Annotated in this window: 31 protein-coding genes; 28 read left to right on the top strand and 3 right to left on the bottom strand. The window is 56.8% G+C overall.

The features are described from left to right. From ACR0LH_RS14615 to ACR0LH_RS14590, 6 genes are all read left to right on the top strand, one after another. The coding region (locus tag ACR0LH_RS14615; RefSeq protein ID WP_170544332.1) for an EF-Tu C-terminal domain-related protein at positions 1 to 118 on the top strand (118 nt) is incomplete at its 5' end. A gap of 100 nt (positions 119 to 218) precedes the next feature. Then, entirely contained in the window at positions 219 to 776 is a 558-nt protein-coding gene (locus tag ACR0LH_RS14610; RefSeq protein WP_480721515.1) for a GIY-YIG nuclease family protein, read from the top strand. A 184-nt stretch (positions 777 to 960) separates the two neighbouring features. Continuing rightward, positions 961 to 1,275 carry a 30S ribosomal protein S10 gene (gene rpsJ / locus ACR0LH_RS14605; RefSeq protein ID WP_008756422.1) on the top strand — a complete coding sequence of 105 codons (315 nt, stop codon included), beginning with the start codon at positions 961 to 963 and terminating at the stop codon, positions 1,273 to 1,275. Positions 1,276 to 1,293: 18 nt separating this feature from the next. Then, entirely contained in the window at positions 1,294 to 2,019 is a 726-nt protein-coding gene (gene rplC / locus ACR0LH_RS14600) for a 50S ribosomal protein L3 (RefSeq protein ID WP_170389921.1), read from the top strand. Next, positions 2,016 to 2,633, top strand: a complete 618-nt coding sequence (gene rplD / locus ACR0LH_RS14595) for a 50S ribosomal protein L4 (RefSeq protein WP_010437039.1) — start codon at positions 2,016 to 2,018, stop codon at positions 2,631 to 2,633. The genes rplC and rplD overlap by 4 nt, the downstream gene beginning before the upstream one ends. Next, positions 2,630 to 2,926, top strand: coding sequence for a 50S ribosomal protein L23 (locus tag ACR0LH_RS14590; protein ID WP_008757532.1), 297 nt, complete (start codon positions 2,630 to 2,632; stop codon positions 2,924 to 2,926). The genes rplD and ACR0LH_RS14590 overlap by 4 nt, the downstream gene beginning before the upstream one ends. 66 nt (positions 2,927 to 2,992) lie before the next feature. Here the strand turns inward: ACR0LH_RS14590 and ACR0LH_RS14585 are convergent, their stop codons facing one another. The 3 genes from ACR0LH_RS14585 to ACR0LH_RS14575 form a co-directional block, all read right to left on the bottom strand. Continuing rightward, positions 2,993 to 3,502, bottom strand: coding sequence for a hypothetical protein (locus ACR0LH_RS14585; RefSeq protein ID WP_170804258.1), 510 nt, complete (start codon positions 3,500 to 3,502; stop codon positions 2,993 to 2,995). A 99-nt stretch (positions 3,503 to 3,601) separates the two neighbouring features. After that, positions 3,602 to 3,985, bottom strand: coding sequence for a hypothetical protein (locus tag ACR0LH_RS14580; RefSeq protein ID WP_480721525.1), 384 nt, complete (start codon positions 3,983 to 3,985; stop codon positions 3,602 to 3,604). Next, positions 3,921 to 4,340 (bottom strand): phage minor head protein, encoded by a 420-nt coding sequence (locus ACR0LH_RS14575; RefSeq protein WP_480721514.1) that lies wholly within the window; start codon positions 4,338 to 4,340, stop codon positions 3,921 to 3,923. The genes ACR0LH_RS14580 and ACR0LH_RS14575 overlap by 65 nt, the downstream gene beginning before the upstream one ends. A gap of 304 nt (positions 4,341 to 4,644) precedes the next feature. Between ACR0LH_RS14575 and rplB the strand changes: the two genes are divergently transcribed. The 22 genes from rplB to ACR0LH_RS14465 all read left to right on the top strand — a co-directional run bounded on the left by rplB (position 4,645) and on the right by ACR0LH_RS14465 (position 17,054). Then, complete coding sequence (rplB, locus tag ACR0LH_RS14570) at positions 4,645 to 5,487, top strand: 50S ribosomal protein L2 (protein ID WP_170389924.1); 843 nt, start codon at positions 4,645 to 4,647, stop codon at positions 5,485 to 5,487. 3 nt (positions 5,488 to 5,490) lie between these two features. Further along, complete coding sequence (gene rpsS, locus ACR0LH_RS14565) at positions 5,491 to 5,769, top strand: 30S ribosomal protein S19 (RefSeq protein WP_005980699.1); 279 nt, start codon at positions 5,491 to 5,493, stop codon at positions 5,767 to 5,769. 3 nt (positions 5,770 to 5,772) lie between these two features. Beyond that, a complete protein-coding gene (gene rplV / locus ACR0LH_RS14560; protein ID WP_039538267.1) occupies positions 5,773 to 6,153 on the top strand; it encodes a 50S ribosomal protein L22 in 381 nt (126 codons plus the stop codon). Next, on the top strand, positions 6,153 to 6,863 hold the full coding sequence (gene rpsC / locus ACR0LH_RS14555; protein WP_008758042.1) for a 30S ribosomal protein S3: 711 nt from the start codon (positions 6,153 to 6,155) through the stop codon (positions 6,861 to 6,863). Before rplV ends, rpsC begins: the two co-directional genes overlap by 1 nt. Before the next feature lie 12 nt (positions 6,864 to 6,875). Next, positions 6,876 to 7,289: a 50S ribosomal protein L16 gene (gene rplP / locus ACR0LH_RS14550; protein ID WP_170485545.1), complete on the top strand. Its 414-nt coding sequence runs from the start codon at positions 6,876 to 6,878 to the stop codon at positions 7,287 to 7,289. A 235-nt stretch (positions 7,290 to 7,524) separates the two neighbouring features. Next, positions 7,525 to 8,145 (top strand): 2OG-Fe(II) oxygenase family protein, encoded by a 621-nt coding sequence (locus ACR0LH_RS14545; protein ID WP_170699413.1) that lies wholly within the window; start codon positions 7,525 to 7,527, stop codon positions 8,143 to 8,145. Between the two features lie 288 nt (positions 8,146 to 8,433). Beyond that, positions 8,434 to 8,640, top strand: a complete 207-nt coding sequence (gene rpmC / locus ACR0LH_RS14540; protein ID WP_010437082.1) for a 50S ribosomal protein L29 — start codon at positions 8,434 to 8,436, stop codon at positions 8,638 to 8,640. Between the two features lie 4 nt (positions 8,641 to 8,644). Further along, a complete protein-coding gene (gene rpsQ / locus ACR0LH_RS14535; RefSeq protein WP_068340771.1) occupies positions 8,645 to 8,875 on the top strand; it encodes a 30S ribosomal protein S17 in 231 nt (76 codons plus the stop codon). Between the two features lie 76 nt (positions 8,876 to 8,951). Next, positions 8,952 to 9,320: a 50S ribosomal protein L14 gene (gene rplN, locus ACR0LH_RS14530; protein WP_008757934.1), complete on the top strand. Its 369-nt coding sequence runs from the start codon at positions 8,952 to 8,954 to the stop codon at positions 9,318 to 9,320. A gap of 2 nt (positions 9,321 to 9,322) precedes the next feature. Beyond that, positions 9,323 to 9,634, top strand: a complete 312-nt coding sequence (gene rplX / locus ACR0LH_RS14525; RefSeq protein WP_480721513.1) for a 50S ribosomal protein L24 — start codon at positions 9,323 to 9,325, stop codon at positions 9,632 to 9,634. Next, the gene (gene rplE, locus ACR0LH_RS14520; protein WP_170389929.1) at positions 9,627 to 10,187 is read left to right on the top strand and encodes a 50S ribosomal protein L5; all 561 of its coding nucleotides are present in this window, start codon (positions 9,627 to 9,629) and stop codon (positions 10,185 to 10,187) included. Before rplX ends, rplE begins: the two co-directional genes overlap by 8 nt. 19 nt (positions 10,188 to 10,206) lie before the next feature. Continuing rightward, the gene (gene rpsN / locus ACR0LH_RS14515; RefSeq protein ID WP_068340744.1) at positions 10,207 to 10,512 is read left to right on the top strand and encodes a 30S ribosomal protein S14; all 306 of its coding nucleotides are present in this window, start codon (positions 10,207 to 10,209) and stop codon (positions 10,510 to 10,512) included. A gap of 13 nt (positions 10,513 to 10,525) precedes the next feature. Continuing rightward, positions 10,526 to 10,918 (top strand): 30S ribosomal protein S8, encoded by a 393-nt coding sequence (gene rpsH, locus ACR0LH_RS14510; RefSeq protein ID WP_155148687.1) that lies wholly within the window; start codon positions 10,526 to 10,528, stop codon positions 10,916 to 10,918. Between the two features lie 11 nt (positions 10,919 to 10,929). Beyond that, complete coding sequence (gene rplF / locus ACR0LH_RS14505) at positions 10,930 to 11,463, top strand: 50S ribosomal protein L6 (RefSeq protein ID WP_170389931.1); 534 nt, start codon at positions 10,930 to 10,932, stop codon at positions 11,461 to 11,463. An 11-nt stretch (positions 11,464 to 11,474) separates the two neighbouring features. After that, the gene (rplR, locus tag ACR0LH_RS14500) at positions 11,475 to 11,834 is read left to right on the top strand and encodes a 50S ribosomal protein L18 (RefSeq protein WP_170356678.1); all 360 of its coding nucleotides are present in this window, start codon (positions 11,475 to 11,477) and stop codon (positions 11,832 to 11,834) included. 172 nt (positions 11,835 to 12,006) lie between these two features. Continuing rightward, positions 12,007 to 12,570, top strand: coding sequence for a 30S ribosomal protein S5 (gene rpsE / locus ACR0LH_RS14495; protein ID WP_480721511.1), 564 nt, complete (start codon positions 12,007 to 12,009; stop codon positions 12,568 to 12,570). 12 nt (positions 12,571 to 12,582) lie between these two features. After that, positions 12,583 to 12,771 (top strand): 50S ribosomal protein L30, encoded by a 189-nt coding sequence (rpmD, locus tag ACR0LH_RS14490; RefSeq protein WP_008757946.1) that lies wholly within the window; start codon positions 12,583 to 12,585, stop codon positions 12,769 to 12,771. A 297-nt stretch (positions 12,772 to 13,068) separates the two neighbouring features. Continuing rightward, complete coding sequence (locus tag ACR0LH_RS14485; protein ID WP_170389933.1) at positions 13,069 to 13,284, top strand: DUF1127 domain-containing protein; 216 nt, start codon at positions 13,069 to 13,071, stop codon at positions 13,282 to 13,284. Between the two features lie 177 nt (positions 13,285 to 13,461). Next, a complete protein-coding gene (locus tag ACR0LH_RS14480) occupies positions 13,462 to 14,322 on the top strand; it encodes a hypothetical protein (protein ID WP_480693227.1) in 861 nt (286 codons plus the stop codon). 143 nt (positions 14,323 to 14,465) lie between these two features. Then, positions 14,466 to 14,939, top strand: a complete 474-nt coding sequence (gene rplO / locus ACR0LH_RS14475) for a 50S ribosomal protein L15 (protein ID WP_170389935.1) — start codon at positions 14,466 to 14,468, stop codon at positions 14,937 to 14,939. Between the two features lie 109 nt (positions 14,940 to 15,048). Continuing rightward, on the top strand, positions 15,049 to 16,413 hold the full coding sequence (gene secY / locus ACR0LH_RS14470; RefSeq protein ID WP_170389937.1) for a preprotein translocase subunit SecY: 1,365 nt from the start codon (positions 15,049 to 15,051) through the stop codon (positions 16,411 to 16,413). After that, positions 16,410 to 17,054, top strand: coding sequence for an adenylate kinase (locus tag ACR0LH_RS14465; RefSeq protein ID WP_480721510.1), 645 nt, complete (start codon positions 16,410 to 16,412; stop codon positions 17,052 to 17,054). The genes secY and ACR0LH_RS14465 overlap by 4 nt, the downstream gene beginning before the upstream one ends. The last annotated feature ends 84 nt before the right edge of the window (positions 17,055 to 17,138 follow it).

The following is a 17,138-nucleotide window of genomic DNA, read 5'->3' as shown; positions in this document are numbered from 1 at the left end:
CGTCGGCTTCACCGTCGAGCTGATCGCACCGATCGCGATGGAAGACGGCCTGCGCTTCGCCATCCGCGAAGGCGGCCGCACCGTCGGCGCCGGCGTTGTGTCGAAAATCATCGAGTAATCGGTAGGCCGGGCTTCAGCCCGGCACATCGGTTAAACTAAAGAAGGCCGCTCCTCACGGGGCGGCCTTTTTTTGAATTTACCGCATAGTAGGCCATCTTATGTATGAAAAAGCAGTTTGCCACGCGCGAACAAACCTGAGCGAAAGAGCCCGCGCATTAGACGAGGCAGAATTTTCCAGTGTATTTGAGTTTACGGCCTCTACGAAGCAACTCGCCGACCTTTATGAAGTACGGTCCAGAGTGCCGGGGAAATGGTTGCGTGAAAGACTCGGGCCTTGTTCAGGCAATAGGTGTTTCTACAAGATAAGTGTCGAAGACACGCTGGAACGGGCTAAGCTCCAAGCCGAGTTCCATGTAGCTCAAGGCACAGAGCGTAGTTATGAACTCCCACAACTGAACAAAACTATCTGGGATTCACCCGTGCTCTATGTCGGAACCTCGCGCGACATAGTGAAAAGGCTAAAAGACCATCTCTTTCGCGTCCCAGGTAAAACATTTGCTATGAATTTGGGGCTATGGGCAGAAGACATTTCTGCGCAAGTGAAAGTTGAGGTTTTCTACGTGAAAAGTAGCCAAGCAGAAATGCTTGTTGCGGATATTGAGAATAGCCTGTGGGACATCGAAAAGCCGTGCCTGGGCAAAAGGGGTGGAAAGTAGAGCGCCCCTTGCGTTCAATCAGTCAAAACAAACCCCTTGCCAAACCCCGCCAACCCCACTAATACGCGCGAGTTCTCAGTAAGAACATCAAGGCGGGGTGATTCCCGCCTTTTGGGTTCGATGAGGGTTGGCGATGCGCGTCTGTCCTCCTCTCAACCTCAACGCCTGATAAAAGGCTGTATCTATGCAAAGCCAAAACATCCGTATTCGGCTGAAGGCATTTGACTATCGCGTTCTGGATGCCAGCACGCAAGAGATCGTCAACACTGCCAAGCGGACCGGCGCGAACGTGCGCGGCCCGATCCCGCTGCCGAACAAGATTGAGAAGTTCACGGTTCTCCGTGGCCCTCACGTTGACAAGAAATCCCGCGACCAGTTCGAGATCCGCACGCACAAGCGTCTGCTCGACATCGTTGATCCGACCCCCCAGACCGTTGACGCGCTGATGAAGCTCGACCTCGCTGCTGGTGTGGACGTCGAGATCAAGCTGCAGTCGTAAGATCGGAGGGTATTGATTATGCGCTCTGGTATTATCGCAAAAAAAGTTGGCATGACCCGCCTGTTCATGGAAGACGGCAAGCAGATCCCTGTGACCGTTCTTCACCTGGACAACCTGCAGGTCGTTGCACAGCGTACCGCTGACAAAGACGGCTACACCGCCGTTCAGCTGGGCGCCGGTGCCGCCAAGGCAAAACGCACCTCGAAGGCCATGCGCGGTCACTACGCCGCCGCAAAGGTCGAGCCCAAGCGTAAGCTGGCCGAGTTCCGCGTCTCCGAAGATGGCCTGATCGATGTGGGCGCCGAGATTTCGGCAGAACACTTCCTGGAAGGTCAGAAAGTTGACGTTTCGGGTACCTCGATCGGTAAAGGCTTTGCCGGTGCGATGAAGCGCCACAACTTCGGTGGTCTGCGCGCTTCGCACGGTGTTTCGATCAGCCACCGTTCGCACGGTTCGACCGGTCAGTGTCAGGACCCGGGCAAGGTGTTCAAAGGCAAGAAGATGGCCGGTCACATGGGTGCTGCCCGTGTTACCACCCAGAACCTGGAAGTCGTCAAAACCGACGCCGACCGGAATCTGGTCTTCATCAAAGGCGCCGTTCCCGGACCGAAATCGGGCTGGGTTACCGTCAAGGACGCCGTCAAGAAGAAAGCACCCGAAGGCCTGCCTTTCCCGGCAGCCGTGAAAGGTGCCGCAACTGAAGCACCTGCGGAAGAAGCTCCCGCGGAAGGTGGTGAAGCATGAAACTTGATGTAATCAAACTGGACGGCGGCAAAGCCGGCAACATCGAGCTGGATGCGGACCTGTTCGGCCTCGAGCCGCGCGCGGACATCCTGCACCGTGTGGTCCGTTGGCAGCGCAACAACGCGCAGGCCGGCACCCACAAGGTCAAGACCCGCTCGGAAACCAGCTACTCGACCAAGAAGATCTATCGCCAGAAGGGCACCGGTGGCGCACGTCACGGTGACCGTAACGCTCCGATCTTCCGTGGTGGTGGTATCTACAAAGGTCCGGTCGTGCGTTCGCATGGTCACGACCTGCCGAAGAAGTTCCGCAAGCTTGGCCTGCGCCACGCTCTGTCGGCCAAAGCCAAGGCAGGTGAACTGGTTGTGATCGAGAACGCCGAAGCCGAAGGCAAGACCGCTGCACTGGCCAAACAGGTTGCAAACCTGGGCTGGAAACGCGCTCTGGTCATCGACGGCGCGACCGTGAACGAAGGGTTCCTGAAAGCGTCGAAGAACATCGAAGGTCTGGATATCCTGCCGTCGATGGGCGCAAACGTCTATGACATCCTCAAGCGTGACACCCTGGTGCTCACCAAAGCGGCTGTCGAAGCACTGGAGGCTCGTCTGAAATGAGCGCGAAGGCAGAACACTACGACGTGATCCGCAAGCCGATCATCACCGAAAAGTCGACCATGGCGTCCGAAAACGGCGCGGTTGTCTTTGAAGTGGCGATCGACAGCAACAAGCCGCAGATCAAAGAGGCCGTTGAAGCCCTGTTTGGTGTGAAGGTCAAAGCGGTGAACACCACCGTGACCAAAGGCAAGGTCAAGCGGTTCCGCGGCCAGCTGGGTCGTCGGAAAGACGTCAAAAAAGCATATGTGACCCTGGAAGAGGGTAACACCATCGACGTGTCCACCGGTCTCTGATCGGATCACGTTTGTGGCGAGAGATAAAGGCCCCCGCGAAAGCGGGGGTTTTTCTTTGCGCCGATGTCACCAAGTAATCAGGCGCGTTTTGCAATCGTTACCTTGAAGATGGGCGAAGTTCTGAAGGCGCGTCATCAGCCAGAGCGTATTCACGTTCAGATCCCGTGGTGCGCCTAGAGTTTTGTCTCCCAAATCTGATTGGAGTTGGTCAAACAACTTTGGTGTCTGGTCCCTGCGTACCAACCCGTGATCCTTGTGCCAGATAAAAGTGAAAAGCGCTGGCCCGTTGTGGTCGGGCCAAGCTGTACCATAAGTAGCGATTTCAGTTGTGCGTATCGGGAATATTTCGCGCCCAATAATGGTGCCGTCGCTTTGCCTGAGTACGGCCACGGGAAAAAAATAGGGGCGGCTGAAATCTGCATGGGCTTCATAGCTGAGATTGGCCCCGCTGGGGAGTTGCACGCAAGTGTCGAATTTGTTCGAATAGAGTGCAGCAAGCGCCAACATACCAAGGGTCGCAAGCAAAAGGATAGCTGTCCCTAGCAAAACGGTTCCTCTAAGGAATACTCCCAACATCTAATAGTGGCTCTTAGAAGGGTCGCGGTAAAACTGGCCTGTCACCACTGCGTTCCACTTGCCTGCAATTGAGTAGGGAGTGCCATATCTCACGCGTTCTTAGCGCTGCCGGAGAATTCCTTGAAGCCTTTGATCAATCAGATCGGAAAAAAAGTCCTCCACCATTTCGGGAATGTCAAAAACCTCGATCCCAACATCCAAGGGATCCGCAAATTCATCGCGCAGATAGAAGTCGAGTGAGCCATTAAGCACTAGTGCTCCGTGTTGCTCTTGGCAGTGGCCCGAAAACTTCCCTCCAATCACAGTATCTCCGATGCTGAAAGAAACAGAAGTCAGGTCATAGGCGTTTTCAAAGTGATATGTTACCACGCCATTTCGAATCTTTCGTGCCTCGCTCGCGAGTTGCTGTTTCAAAGCTTCACCCCGCAAGGTATCGAAGGCTTCGCTTATGTTTCGGAGTTGTCCGATCTGAGACAGTGTCACACCCTGACCATTTCCGAGAAAATAGTGGTCTACATAATCCTGATTGCGCCAACGCGCGGTGATCGGAAATACCTGAAAGTGATATGATTATTTTTTCTTCGATTGCGGCGTAATATGGTTCGGCCACACAGCGGCAACCATAGTCTTCACCGGGATGCCCGGTCGCAGGTGGATTGTCCCAAGCGAAAACGCGCCCATCGTTTGCGGCATGGCTGGAGCGTACCTTTCCATCGCCGCGTGTTCTCCAAGTGTAGTGGGTGGTGGGTGGCTGCTGCTTGAGCAAGCGTTCGATTGGGATGCCTTTTCTAAGGTAAGACTGAAACGCCTTTTGATATGTGATTTGGTCTACGATCATGGCATGTGTACCGGTGAGAGTTTGCCACGAAACTGTGATCAGTTGGTTAAGAAACTGGAAATAGTGAGATAGGCACTCTATTTTTGATTGCCTGCGACCATCGACAGATCAAATTGGGCGTTGCCCCCTATAGACACCCGCCCCCAACCCTGTTACACGCTCCCAATCTTGCGGCCTCGGATTCGTTCCGGGGCCTCTGATATTTGTAACCGGGGACCTTCGGGGCCCTATACCCTTGGCACCTACGGGGGCCTATCACATAGCGGGGCAACGCCTCGCACTTGCTAAACGGAAGACAGAAAGCATGGCACTCAAGTCGTACAAGCCGACGACGCCGGGCCAGCGCGGGCTGGTGCTGATCGACCGTTCGGAGCTTTGGAAAGGACGTCCGGTCAAGTCTCTCACAGAGGGTTTGACCAAATCGGGCGGCCGGAACAACACCGGACGGATCACTTCACGCCGCCGCGGCGGTGGCGCAAAGCGTCTCTACCGGATCGTTGACTTCAAACGTAACAAATTTGATGTCGCGGCAACCGTCGAGCGGATCGAATATGACCCGAACCGGACCGCATTCATCGCACTGGTAAAATACGAAGACGGCGAGCAGGCGTATATCCTGGCTCCGCAGCGTCTGGCTGTTGGTGACAAGGTCATCTCGTCGACAAAGGCCGACATCAAGCCGGGCAACGCAATGCCGTTCTCGGGCATGCCCATCGGTACCATCGTCCACAACATCGAGATGAAGCCTGGCAAAGGCGGTCAGATCGCACGTGCGGCCGGTACTTACGCGCAATTCGTTGGCCGCGATGGTGGCTACGCTCAGATCCGTCTGAGCTCGGGCGAACTGCGTCTTGTCCGTCAGGAATGCATGGCCACCGTTGGTGCCGTGTCCAACCCCGACAACAGCAACCAGAACCTCGGTAAAGCCGGTCGTATGCGCCACAAGGGTGTGCGTCCGTCGGTTCGTGGTGTCGCAATGAACCCGATCGATCACCCGCACGGTGGTGGTGAAGGTCGTACCTCGGGTGGCCGTACGCCGGTTACTCCGTGGGGTAAGGACACCAAGGGTAAGCGTACCCGCAACAAGAACAAAGCGTCCCAGAAGCTGATCATCCGCTCGCGGCACGCCAAGAAGAAGGGACGTTAATCTATGTCTCGCTCTGTTTGGAAGGGTCCTTTCGTCGATGCTTACGTGCTGAAAAAAGCCGAAGCAGCGCGCGAGTCGGGCCGCAACGAAGTCATCAAAATCTGGTCGCGTCGTTCCACCATTCTGCCCCAGTTCGTGGGTCTGACCTTTGGTGTGTACAACGGCCAGAAACATATCCCCGTCAACGTCTCGGAAGACATGATCGGTCAGAAGTTCGGTGAATACTCGCCGACCCGTACCTATTATGGCCACGCCGCAGACAAAAAAGCGAAGCGGAAGTAAGTCATGGGCAAGGAAAAGAACCCCCGCCGCGTGGCTGAAAACGAAGCAATGGCGAAAACGCGCATGCTTCGCACCAGCCCGCAGAAACTGAACCTGGTTGCGCAAATGATCCGCGGAAAGAAAGTTGAGAAGGCTCTGACCGACCTGACTTTCTCGAACAAGCGTGTCGCGCAGGACGTCAAAAAGTGCCTGCAATCCGCAATCGCGAATGCCGAAAACAACCACAACCTGGACGTTGACGAGCTGATCGTCGCCGAAGCATGGGTTGGCAAGAACCTGGTCATGAAGCGCGGTCGCCCGCGTGCCCGTGGCCGTTTCGGCAAGATCATGAAGCCGTTCTCGGAGATCACCATAAAGGTGCGTCAAGTTGAGGAGCAAGCCTAATGGGTCATAAAGTAAATCCGATCGGCATGCGCCTGCAGGTCAACCGCACCTGGGACAGCCGCTGGTACGCCGACACCAAGGACTACGGTGATCTTCTGCTGGAAGACCTCAAGATCCGTGAGTTCATCAACAAAGAGTGCAAGCAGGCCGGTGTTGCACGTGTGATCATCGAACGTCCGCACAAGAAGTGCCGCGTGACGATCCACACCGCACGTCCCGGTGTCATCATCGGCAAGAAAGGTGCAGACATCGAAGTTCTGCGCAAAAAGCTTGCTCGCATGACCGACAGCGAACTGCACCTGAACATCGTCGAAGTGCGCAAGCCCGAGCTTGACGCGCAGCTGGTTGCCGAGTCCATCGCTCAGCAGCTGGAGCGTCGTGTTTCGTTCCGTCGCGCAATGAAGCGCTCGGTTCAGAACGCCATGCGCATGGGCGCCTTGGGTATCCGGGTGAACGTCGCTGGCCGTCTGGGCGGCGCCGAAATCGCACGGACCGAGTGGTACCGCGAAGGCCGCGTGCCTCTGCACACCCTGCGTGCCGACATCGATTACGCACATGCCGAAGCGATGACTCCTTACGGGATCATCGGGATCAAGGTCTGGATCTTCAAAGGTGAGATCATGGAGCACGATCCTCAGGCACGTGACCGTAAAGCACAGGAACTCCAGGACGGCCCTGCACCTCGTGGTGCTGGTGGCGGTCGTCGCTAAGGAGGGAAAGATATGCTTCAACCAAAGCGTACAAAATTCCGCAAGATGCACAAAGGCCGGATCAAGGGCCTCGCCAAGGGCGGCTCTGATCTGAACTTTGGCACCTACGGCCTGAAAGCCCTGCAGCCCGAGCGTGTGACTGCACGCCAGATCGAAGCTGCACGTCGTGCCATGACGCGTCACATGAAGCGTCAGGGCCGCGTCTGGATCCGCATCTTCCCCGACACTCCGGTCACGGCCAAGCCGATCGAAGTTCGTATGGGTAAAGGTAAAGGTTCGGTCGACCGCTGGGCATGCAAAGTCAAGCCTGGCCGCGTGATGTTCGAGATCGACGGCGTCAATGACGACATCGCCCGCGAGGCCCTGCGCCTGGCTGCGATGAAGCTGCCGATCAAGACTCGCGTCGTTGTTCGCGAAGACTGGTAAACGATTGGAGCCCAGGCTCCGTTCGTAACAAAACAGACCCCTGTCGGGAAACCGGCGGGGGTTTTTCTTGGGGGGCTCTGCCCCCTCCGCGGCAAGCCGCGACTCCCCCGGGATATTTTCAGCCAGATGAATTGAGGATCCCCTGCTTCATCTGGCTATAAATATCCCGGAGCGCGAGGCAGAGCCTCGCATATTACCCATCGCCTTCTTTGGGGCGCAGGTTTATGAGAAGGCCATGGCACAGATTGAATCTCTCTTCGTAACCCGTCTCTATCGCGCAGCGTTGTCCGAGTTTGATCCCAAGATCGACTCAGAGGAGCTGGAAAGCTCCTGCCTTGTCATCGCTGAGGATGACGAGGCCGGGCAGGAATGGTGTGAAGAAAACGGCTATCCCGGCTACACCAGCTATGCCTCTTTGACTGATCTGCCCTGGCGGTTCCCGATTTTCGCGGACTTGGTCAAGGCGCTGGATCAGCACGTAGCCGCCTTTGCCAAGGATCTGGAGTTTGATCTGGGCGAAGGCGAGTTGAAGCTGGAAGACCTGTGGATCAACATCCTGCCCGAAGGCGGCATGCATTCCAGTCACCTGCACCCGCACAGTGTGATCTCGGGCACGACCTATGTGGCGATGCCCGAAGGGGCGAGCGCACTGAAGCTGGAAGATCCCCGTTCGGGCCGCATGATGGCCGCGCCGACGCGGATCAAAGGTGGTCGGCGGGACTTGCAGCCGTTTATCTACATGAAGCCGCAGGTGGGCGACGTCCTGCTATGGGAAAGCTGGTTGCGCCATGAGGTGCCCATGAACATGGCCGAGGAAGAGCGGATTTCCGTCAGTTTTAACTATAAGTGGGAGTGAGGCCCGATCCGCGCGGCGGCAGTCGCTCATACCTCTGGAGACTCTAACTGGTGCGCACGATATTGCCCCCTTTACCGAGTGCTCGGACGAGTCATGAAAAGTCTGGTTTGAATGCGTTGTGCTATGCGCCCAAACTTCCTCTTGCCACTCACCCGTTAAACCCTTATACGGCGGCATCCTGCAAGTCCCCCGGCCGAGTCGTGGGATTCGCATGTCTATCATTCATCCACCAGGTCCAAGGTGACCCTGTCAGGGGGCCTTCTGGTGTTTTGAGCAAAGGAAAAGGCGATGAACGCCCAAGAACTGCGTGACAAGACCCCGGACCAGCTCCGCGAGGAACTGGCCAACCTGAAGAAAGAAAGCTTTAACCTGCGCTTTCAACAGGCAACCGGTCAGCTGGAAAACACTGCTGGTATCAAAGCGGCCCGCCGCAATGCTGCCCGTGTCAAAACCATTCTGAACGAAAAGGCCGCTGCTGCGGCATCCGAGGAGTAATCAGATGCCCAAGCGTATCCTGCAAGGCACCGTGACCAGCGACGCCAACGAACAGACCGTAACCGTATCCGTCGAGCGTCGCTTTACGCATCCGGTTCTGAAGAAAACCATCCGTAAGTCCAAGAAATACCGGGCTCACGATGAAAAGAACGCCTTCAAGGTCGGCGACACCGTACGCATCATCGAATGCGCGCCGAAATCGAAGACGAAACGTTGGGAAGTTCTGGAAGCGTAAGTTTCCGGGATTTTTCCATTTGTCGAAACCCTGGGGGATCTAACGAGACCAGCCCCCACAGGTCGGGAGAAACCACATGATCCAGATGCAGACCAATCTGGATGTCGCTGACAACTCCGGCGCACGCCGAGTTCAGTGCATCAAGGTCCTGGGTGGTTCCAAGCGTAAATACGCCTCCGTCGGCGACATCATTGTCGTCTCGGTGAAGGAAGCCATCCCGCGCGGCCGCGTAAAGAAAGGTGACGTCCGCAAGGCCGTCGTCGTGCGCACCGCCAAGGAAGTCCGTCGCGAAGACGGCACCGCGATCCGTTTCGATCGCAACGCCGCCGTCATCCTGAACAACAACAACGAGCCCGTAGGTACCCGTATCTTTGGCCCCGTTGTTCGTGAACTGCGCGGCAAGAACTTCATGAAAATCATCTCGCTGGCTCCGGAGGTGCTGTAATCATGGCTGCTAAACTCCGCAAAGGCGACAAGGTCGTCGTGCTGGCCGGCAAGGATAAGGGCAAAGAGGGAACTATCACCTCGGTTGACCCGAAAGCCGGTAAAGCTGTTGTCGAAGGCATCAACGTTGCCATCCGTCACACCCGCCAGTCGCAAGCTTCGCAAGGTGGTCGTCTGCCCCAGGCAAACCCGATCCAACTGTCGAACCTGGCGCTGCTGGACAAGAACGGCAAAGCAACTCGCGTTGGCTTCCGCATGGAAGGCGACAAGAAGGTCCGCTTCGCCAAGACCACAGGGGACGTGATCGATGCTTGATAACGCAACCTACACCCCGCGTCTGAAAGCTCAGTACGCCGAAACCATCCGTGCCGCTCTGAAAGAAGAGTTCGGCTACAAGAACGACATGCAGCTGCCCAAGCTGGAAAAAATCGTTCTGAACATCGGGTGTGGTGCTGAGGCCGTCAAAGACTCGAAGAAAGCGAAAGCCGCTGTCGAGGATCTGACTGCAATTGCTGGCCAACAGGCCGTTGCAACCAAGGCGAAGAAGTCGATCGCGGGTTTCCGCGTCCGTGAAGACATGCCGCTGGGCGCGAAAGTGACCCTGCGCGGTGACCGGATGTATGAATTCCTGGATCGTCTGATCACCATCGCGCTGCCGCGCGTTCGTGACTTCCGCGGTGTTAAGCCGTCTTTCGATGGTCAGGGCAACTTTGCCATGGGCATGAAAGAGCACATCGTGTTCCCGGAAATCGACTTCGACAAGGTCGACGAGGTCTGGGGCCTGGATATCGTAATTGCCACCACAGCGAAAACCGACGCTGAAGCAAAGAGCCTGTTGAAAGCTTTCAACATGCCCTTCAACGCTTAAGCGCCGCGAGGATTGAGACATGGCTAAAAAAGCAATGATCGAACGCGAGAAGAAGCGCGAACGCCTGGTGGCCAAATATGCCGCAAAGCGTGCCGAGCTGAAAGAAATCGCGAATGACGAGAGCCGCCCGATGGAAGAGCGTTTCAAAGCGCGTCTGAAACTGGCGAAACTGCCGCGCAACAGCTCGGCTACCCGTCTGCACAACCGTTGTCAGCTGACCGGTCGTCCCCACGCTTACTACCGTAAGCTGAAGGTCAGCCGTATCGCGCTGCGCGAGCTGGGTTCTGCTGGTCAGATCCCCGGCATGGTGAAATCGAGCTGGTAAGGGAGACATAGATATGAATGATCCTATCGGCGATATGCTCACCCGTATCCGCAACGCGCAAATGCGCGGCAAGTCCACCGTTTCCACCCCGGCTTCCAAGCTGCGTGGTTGGGTTCTGGACGTGCTGGCGGACGAAGGTTACATCCGTGGCTATGAAAACACGACCGGTGAAAACGGTCATCCGGCCATCGAAATCAGCCTGAAATACTACGAAGGCACCCCTGTTATTCGCGAACTGAAGCGGGTCTCGAAACCCGGTCGTCGCGTGTACATGGGCGTCAATGACATTCCGCAGGTCCGTCAGGGTCTGGGCGTGTCGATTGTCAGCACTCCGAAAGGTGTGATGTCGGACGCAAACGCTCGCTCCAACAATGTTGGCGGCGAAGTGCTCTGCACCGTCTTCTAAGGAGGTCTGCAATGTCTCGTATTGGTAAAAAACCGGTCGAGCTGCCCAGCGGCGTTACCGCCTCTGTGTCCGGCCAGACCATCGAAGTGAAAGGTCCGAAAGGCACCCGCAGCTTCACCGCCACCGACGACGTGACGCTGTCGGTTGAAGACAACGTGGTCAAGATCGACCCTCGCGGCATGTCCAAGCGGGCACGCCAGCAGTGGGGCATGAGCCGCACCATGGTCGCCAATCTGGTTGAAGGCGTGACAAACGGCTTCAAAAAAGAGCTGGAGATCCAAGGTGTTGGTTACCGGGCTCAGATGCAGGGCAACACCCTGAAACTGAACCTGGGTTACAGCCACGATGTTGATTTCGTTGCTCCGGAAGGTGTCACCATCACCGCGCCGAAGCAGACCGAGATCGTTGTGGAAGGTATCGACCAGCAGCAGGTGGGCGAAGTCGCGGCCAAAATCCGCGAATGGCGCCGTCCCGAGCCGTACAAAGGCAAGGGCATCCGCTATAAGGGCGAGTTCATCTTCCGCAAGGAAGGCAAGAAGAAGTAAGGACGCAAACAATGGCAAACAGCAAAAGAACCCTGTTTCTGAAGCGCCGCCTGCGCGTTCGGAACAAACTTCGCAAAGTCAACGCGGGCCGCGTACGCCTGTCGGTTCACCGCTCGAACAAGAACATCAGCGTTCAGCTGATCGACGACGTTCGTGGCGTGACCCTGGCCGCAGCCTCGACCCTGGAAAAAGATCTGGGTGTTGTTGGCAAGAACAACGTCGAAGCGGCCACCAAAGTGGGCGCGGCTATCGCCGAGCGTGCCAAGAAGGCAGGCGTCGAAGAAGCCTATTTCGATCGTGGTGGCTTCCTGTTCCACGGCAAAGTGAAGGCTGTCGCCGACGCTGCGCGTGAAGGTGGTCTGAAGATCTAAGACCCAGCGCATCCCGAAAAGTGGGAACCGGTTTTCGGATCAAGATGCGCGATACTAAGAACGAGGGCAGCTTGACGGCTGCCCCGATGATCCGGGGGCCTCGGCAACAGTCGGGGCTCACTTGGATTGAAGAAACGGCGCCGTATGCGCCACATGAGAAAAGGGATGCCAAATGGCAGAACGTGAAAACCGTCGGGGCCGTGGTCGCGACCGTGAAGAAGCACCGGAATTTGCAGATCGTCTGGTCGCAATCAACCGCGTGTCGAAAACCGTAAAAGGTGGTAAGCGCTTTGGCTTCGCCGCTCTGGTGGTTGTCGGCGATCAGAAAGGCCGCGTGGGCTTTGGCAAAGGTAAAGCGAAAGAAGTACCTGAGGCCATCCGCAAGGCGACTGAGCAAGCCAAGCGTCAGATGATCCGCGTGCAACTGCGCGAAGGTCGGACCCTGCACCACGACATCGAGGGCCGTCATGGCGCCGGTAAAGTGGTTATGCGCACTGCACCTGAAGGTACTGGTATCATCGCCGGTGGTCCGATGCGTGCCGTGTTTGAAATGCTAGGCGTTAAGGACGTTGTGTCCAAGTCGCTGGGCTCGCAGAACCCGTACAACATGATCCGCGCCACCCTCAACGGCCTGCAAAAAGAGCAGAGCCCGCGTTCGGTTGCCGCACGTCGTGGCAAAAAAGTTGCCGACATCCTGCCCAAGCGGGACGAAGCACCGGCTGAAGCCGAAGCGTAAGGAGAGCGAGTCATGGCAAAAACCATCGTCGTCAAGCAGATCGGTTCTCCGATCCGCCGCCCCGCCGAACAGCGCGCAACCCTGATCGGCCTGGGCCTGAACAAGATGCACAAGACCCGTGAGCTGGAGGATACTCCTTCGGTCCGCGGCATGGTCAACAAGATCCCGCATCTGGTTGAGATCATCGAAGAGCGCGGCTAAGCGCGAATTCGACAAGCTATTGCAAGCGCCTCCGATACGTTCGGGGGCGCTTTTTTGTTTTCCGTCCCGTGTACTTTTACCAGAAACGCTTGTGGTCCCGCTGGGCTTCGCGGCGAAAAGCAAACTATCGGAGCTTCGGTTCTGTTTTCAGGGCGAAGGGCCATGTCCCAAACGCATAACGGCTAGACCGAAACTTCGGTTGTTGGCGATAACACCGGATCATATGTGAGCTCGGTCCCAAACAGGAACACAAACACTGACTGGAGAATACGCTCTGGTTTTCAAAGGAATCGAGACATGGCAAACACAGCTACATTTACCCGCCAAGGCTTTGGCCTGAGCGCCCGCATCGCAACCTTGTTCATCAAGGTGAAAGAGGCATATGCCCTGCGCACAGAATACAACCGGACCTATTCGGAACTTCAGGGTCTAACCGACCGTGAACTGAATGACATCGGTGTCCGCCGTTGTGACATCAAGGATATCGCGCGCGAACACGTTTACTGTTCGTAATCGCGAATACCGTAGGATCAGGAGGCGCCAAGAGGCGCCTCTTTTGTTTTTTGGGGGTGGCTCAAAGCAGGATCGATCAGATTTTCGACAGACCGTTGCGGCTTAATCCAAAATGGGCGAAACACACGGTAGGCCGGCTGAGGCCGCGGTGCAGAACAGTTCAAGGGGCGAGAGCGGGTGAAAGAATATCAGATTGGCATGCTGTGGATTGACGGCCAGTTGAGTTTTCTAGAGCAGCTCTGCATCAAGTCGTTTCTCGATGTGGGCCAGCACGTGCGGTTGTACACATACGGTCCGGTCTCCAATGTCCCCGAGGGTGTCGAGCAGCGCGATGCGCGTGAAATTCTGCCTGACGAGGAGGTCATCCTTCACAAACGCACAGGCAGTCCGGCCCTTCATTCCGACAAGTTTCGCGTTCAGATGTTGGCGAAGGTTCCAGATATCATCTGGGCAGACACGGACGCCTATTGCGTCAAGCCTTTTACTACTGAAAACGGCCACCTTCACGGTTGGCTCGCAGCGCATGAGATCAATGGCGGCGTTCTTGCGCTGCCTTCGGACAGTGCGACCTTGCACGACCTGATTGACTATACAAACCATCCCTATCGTATTCCGCATTGGCTTTCGCCGAAACAGCGGTTGCCTCTTATCCAGAGGGCCAGGGCGGGCGAGCACCCTCATGCCAGCGAAATGCCTTGGGGGATCTGGGGGCCGAAGGCTTTGACCTGGCTGTTGAAGCAGAATAACGAAGCCCGTTTCTCGCGGCCGCAGGAGGTTCTTTACCCCGTGACCTACAGGGACAGACGGGCAATGGTAAGAGCCAATGGAAACGCCCAGCGTTTTCTGACTGAAAACACTATGTCAATTCACTTCTACGGCCGTCGTATGCGCGCTTTCATACGCAACCGATTTGATGGGATACCGCATCCTGAAAGTATGATTGGCGAATTGGTGGCCAAGCACGGAATCGATCCCCACGCCGCGCCTTTGAAAAAGGTCACGACGAAAGAAGAGCTTGAGGCCGCGTCGCAAGGGTGACCTTTGCCTCCTGTGGGCTTGCCAACTGAAGTCAACACGCCTATACGCCTGCGGTGGCCTTATGGTCACGAGAATCAAAACCAAGAAATGCCGTGTTTGGCCCATCACGCTTCGGGGGTCACATCCGGCTTAGGAGAAGCGATATGAAACTGCACGAATTGCGCGATAATCCTGGCGCTGCACCGAAACGGACCCGCGTTGGCCGTGGTCCCGGTTCCGGTAAAGGTAAAATGGGTGGCCGTGGTATCAAAGGTCAGAAATCCCGTTCGGGTGTGGCCATCAACGGCTATGAAGGCGGCCAGATGCCCCTGTACCAGCGCTTGCCCAAGCGTGGCTTCAACAAGCCGAACCGCAAGGAATTCGCCGTTATCAACCTGGGCCTGATCCAGAAATTCGTCGACGCCGGCAAGCTGGACGCCAAGGCTGCGATCACCGAAGACGCTCTGGTTGCGTCCGGTCTGGTCCGCCGCAAGCTGGACGGTATCCGCGTTCTGGCCAAGGGTGAAGTCAGCGCCAAGCTGAACTTGGAAGTGACCGGTGCATCGAAAGCTGCCGTTGCGGCAGTTGAGAAAGCGGGCGGTTCACTGACGGTCACAAAAGCTGCTGCGGCAGAGTAAGCGCTTGTGAGCGGGGCAAGACCCGCTTACATAGACCTCAGAGTTTTCCTAGACGCCGCCCGAGCCGGAAAACGGTTCCGGGCGGTGTTTTTATAAGAGAGACCGATTTATGGTATCAGCAGCAGAACAAATGGCAGCCAACACAAGCTGGTCTGCCCTTGGCAAAGCCACCGATCTGCGCAACCGCATCCTGTTTACGCTGGGTTTGTTGATCGTCTACCGTCTGGGCACCTTTATTCCGGTACCCGGCATCGACGGCCAAGCACTGCGTGAGTTCATGGAGCAAGCGGGGCAGGGCATCGGCGGCATGGTTTCGATGTTTACCGGCGGGGCGCTGGGGCGGATGGGTATTTTTGCCCTCGGCATCATGCCCTACATTTCAGCCTCGATCATCGTGCAGCTGCTGACATCCATGGTTCCGGCGCTCGAACAGCTCAAGAAAGAGGGCGAGCAGGGCCGCAAGAAGATCAACCAGTATACCCGTTTCGGCACAGTGGCACTGGCCACCGTTCAGGCCTATGGTCTGGCCGTTTCGCTGGAATCGGGCGATCTGGCGACCGATCCGGGCCTGTTCTTCCGCTTGTCGACCATGATCACTCTGGTCGGTGGCACCATGTTCCTGATGTGGCTGGGTGAGCAGATCACCGCGCGTGGCATCGGCAACGGTATCTCTCTGATCATTTTCGTGGGCATCATCGCCGAGGTTCCGGCAGCGCTGGCGCAGTTCTTTGCCTCGGGCCGTTCGGGTGCGATCAGCCCCGCCGTGATCATCGGTGTGATCGTGATGGTGATTGCCGTGATTACCTTTGTGGTCTTCATGGAACGCGCCCTGCGCAAGATCCACATCCAATACCCGCGCCGTCAGGCCGGTATGAAGATCTATGAGGGCGGCTCCAGCCACCTGCCGGTCAAGGTGAACCCTGCCGGCGTGATCCCGGCGATCTTTGCCAGCTCGTTGCTGCTGCTGCCGGTAACGATCTCGACCTTCTCGTCAGGCGCGACCAGCGGACCGATCATGTCGTGGCTTCTGGCCAACTTTGGCCCCGGGCAGCCTCTGTATCTGCTGTTCTTCGCCTCGATGATCGTGTTCTTTGCTTATTTCTACACGTTCAACGTGTCGTTCAAACCGGACGATGTGGCGGACAACCTGAAAAAGCAGAACGGTTTTGTGCCGGGTATCCGTCCGGGCAAGAAAACCGCCGAGTATCTGGAATACGTGGTCAACCGCGTTCTGGTTCTGGGCTCGGCTTATCTGGCGGCGGTCTGTCTGCTGCCTGAAATTCTGCGGAACCAGTTTGCCATCCCGTTCTATTTCGGCGGCACCTCGGTTCTGATTATCGTCTCTGTAACCATGGACACGATCCAACAGGTTCAGAGCCACCTGCTTGCGCACCAGTACGAAGGGCTTATCGAAAAGTCTCAACTGCGCGGCAAGGGTAAGAAACGCGGCAGGAAGGGACCCGCTCGTCGATGAACATCATTTTATTGGGCCCCCCGGGGGCAGGCAAAGGGACGCAGGCGCGTCACCTGGTTGAAACTCGGGGCATGGTGCAGTTGAGCACTGGCGACATGTTGCGCGAAGCCAAGGACAGCGGCACCGAAATGGGCAACCGCGTGGCCGAGGTGATGGCCAAGGGCCAGCTTGTGACCGACGAAATCGTAATCGGCCTGATTGAAGAAAAGCTGACCACCGAAAAAGGTGCCGGTTTCATCTTTGACGGATTCCCCCGGACATTGGCGCAGGCTGACGCGCTGGCGGCTTTGCTGACCAAGCTGGGTCAGTCGCTGCACACAGTGATCGAGATGCGGGTGGACGATGAGGCGCTTGTTGAACGTATCACTGCGCGCTCGACCTGCGGCGGGTGTGGTGAAGTCTATAACGACAAGACAAAACCTATCCCTGCTGATGGTAAATGCACAAACTGCGGCAAGGAAAACGACTTCAAGCGCCGCGCGGATGACAACGAAGAAAGTCTGCGCACGCGCCTGATGGAGTACTATAAAAAGACCTCGCCGCTGATTGGTTACTACTTCGCCAAGGGTGATTTGCGCCCGGTCAACGGCCTGGCGGAAATCGGTGAAGTCACCGCTTCGATTGAGGCGATTCTGAGCTGATCGAGAAATGGGCTTGACGGCACGGCCAAAAGCCCATATCGACCCCCATCCCCTTGGGGAATCAAGACCGCAGGCGGGATTCGT

It is taken from the genome of Ruegeria sp. CL6 (assembly GCF_056536465.1).
This window is presented reverse-complemented; position numbering and strand designations above follow the sequence as displayed.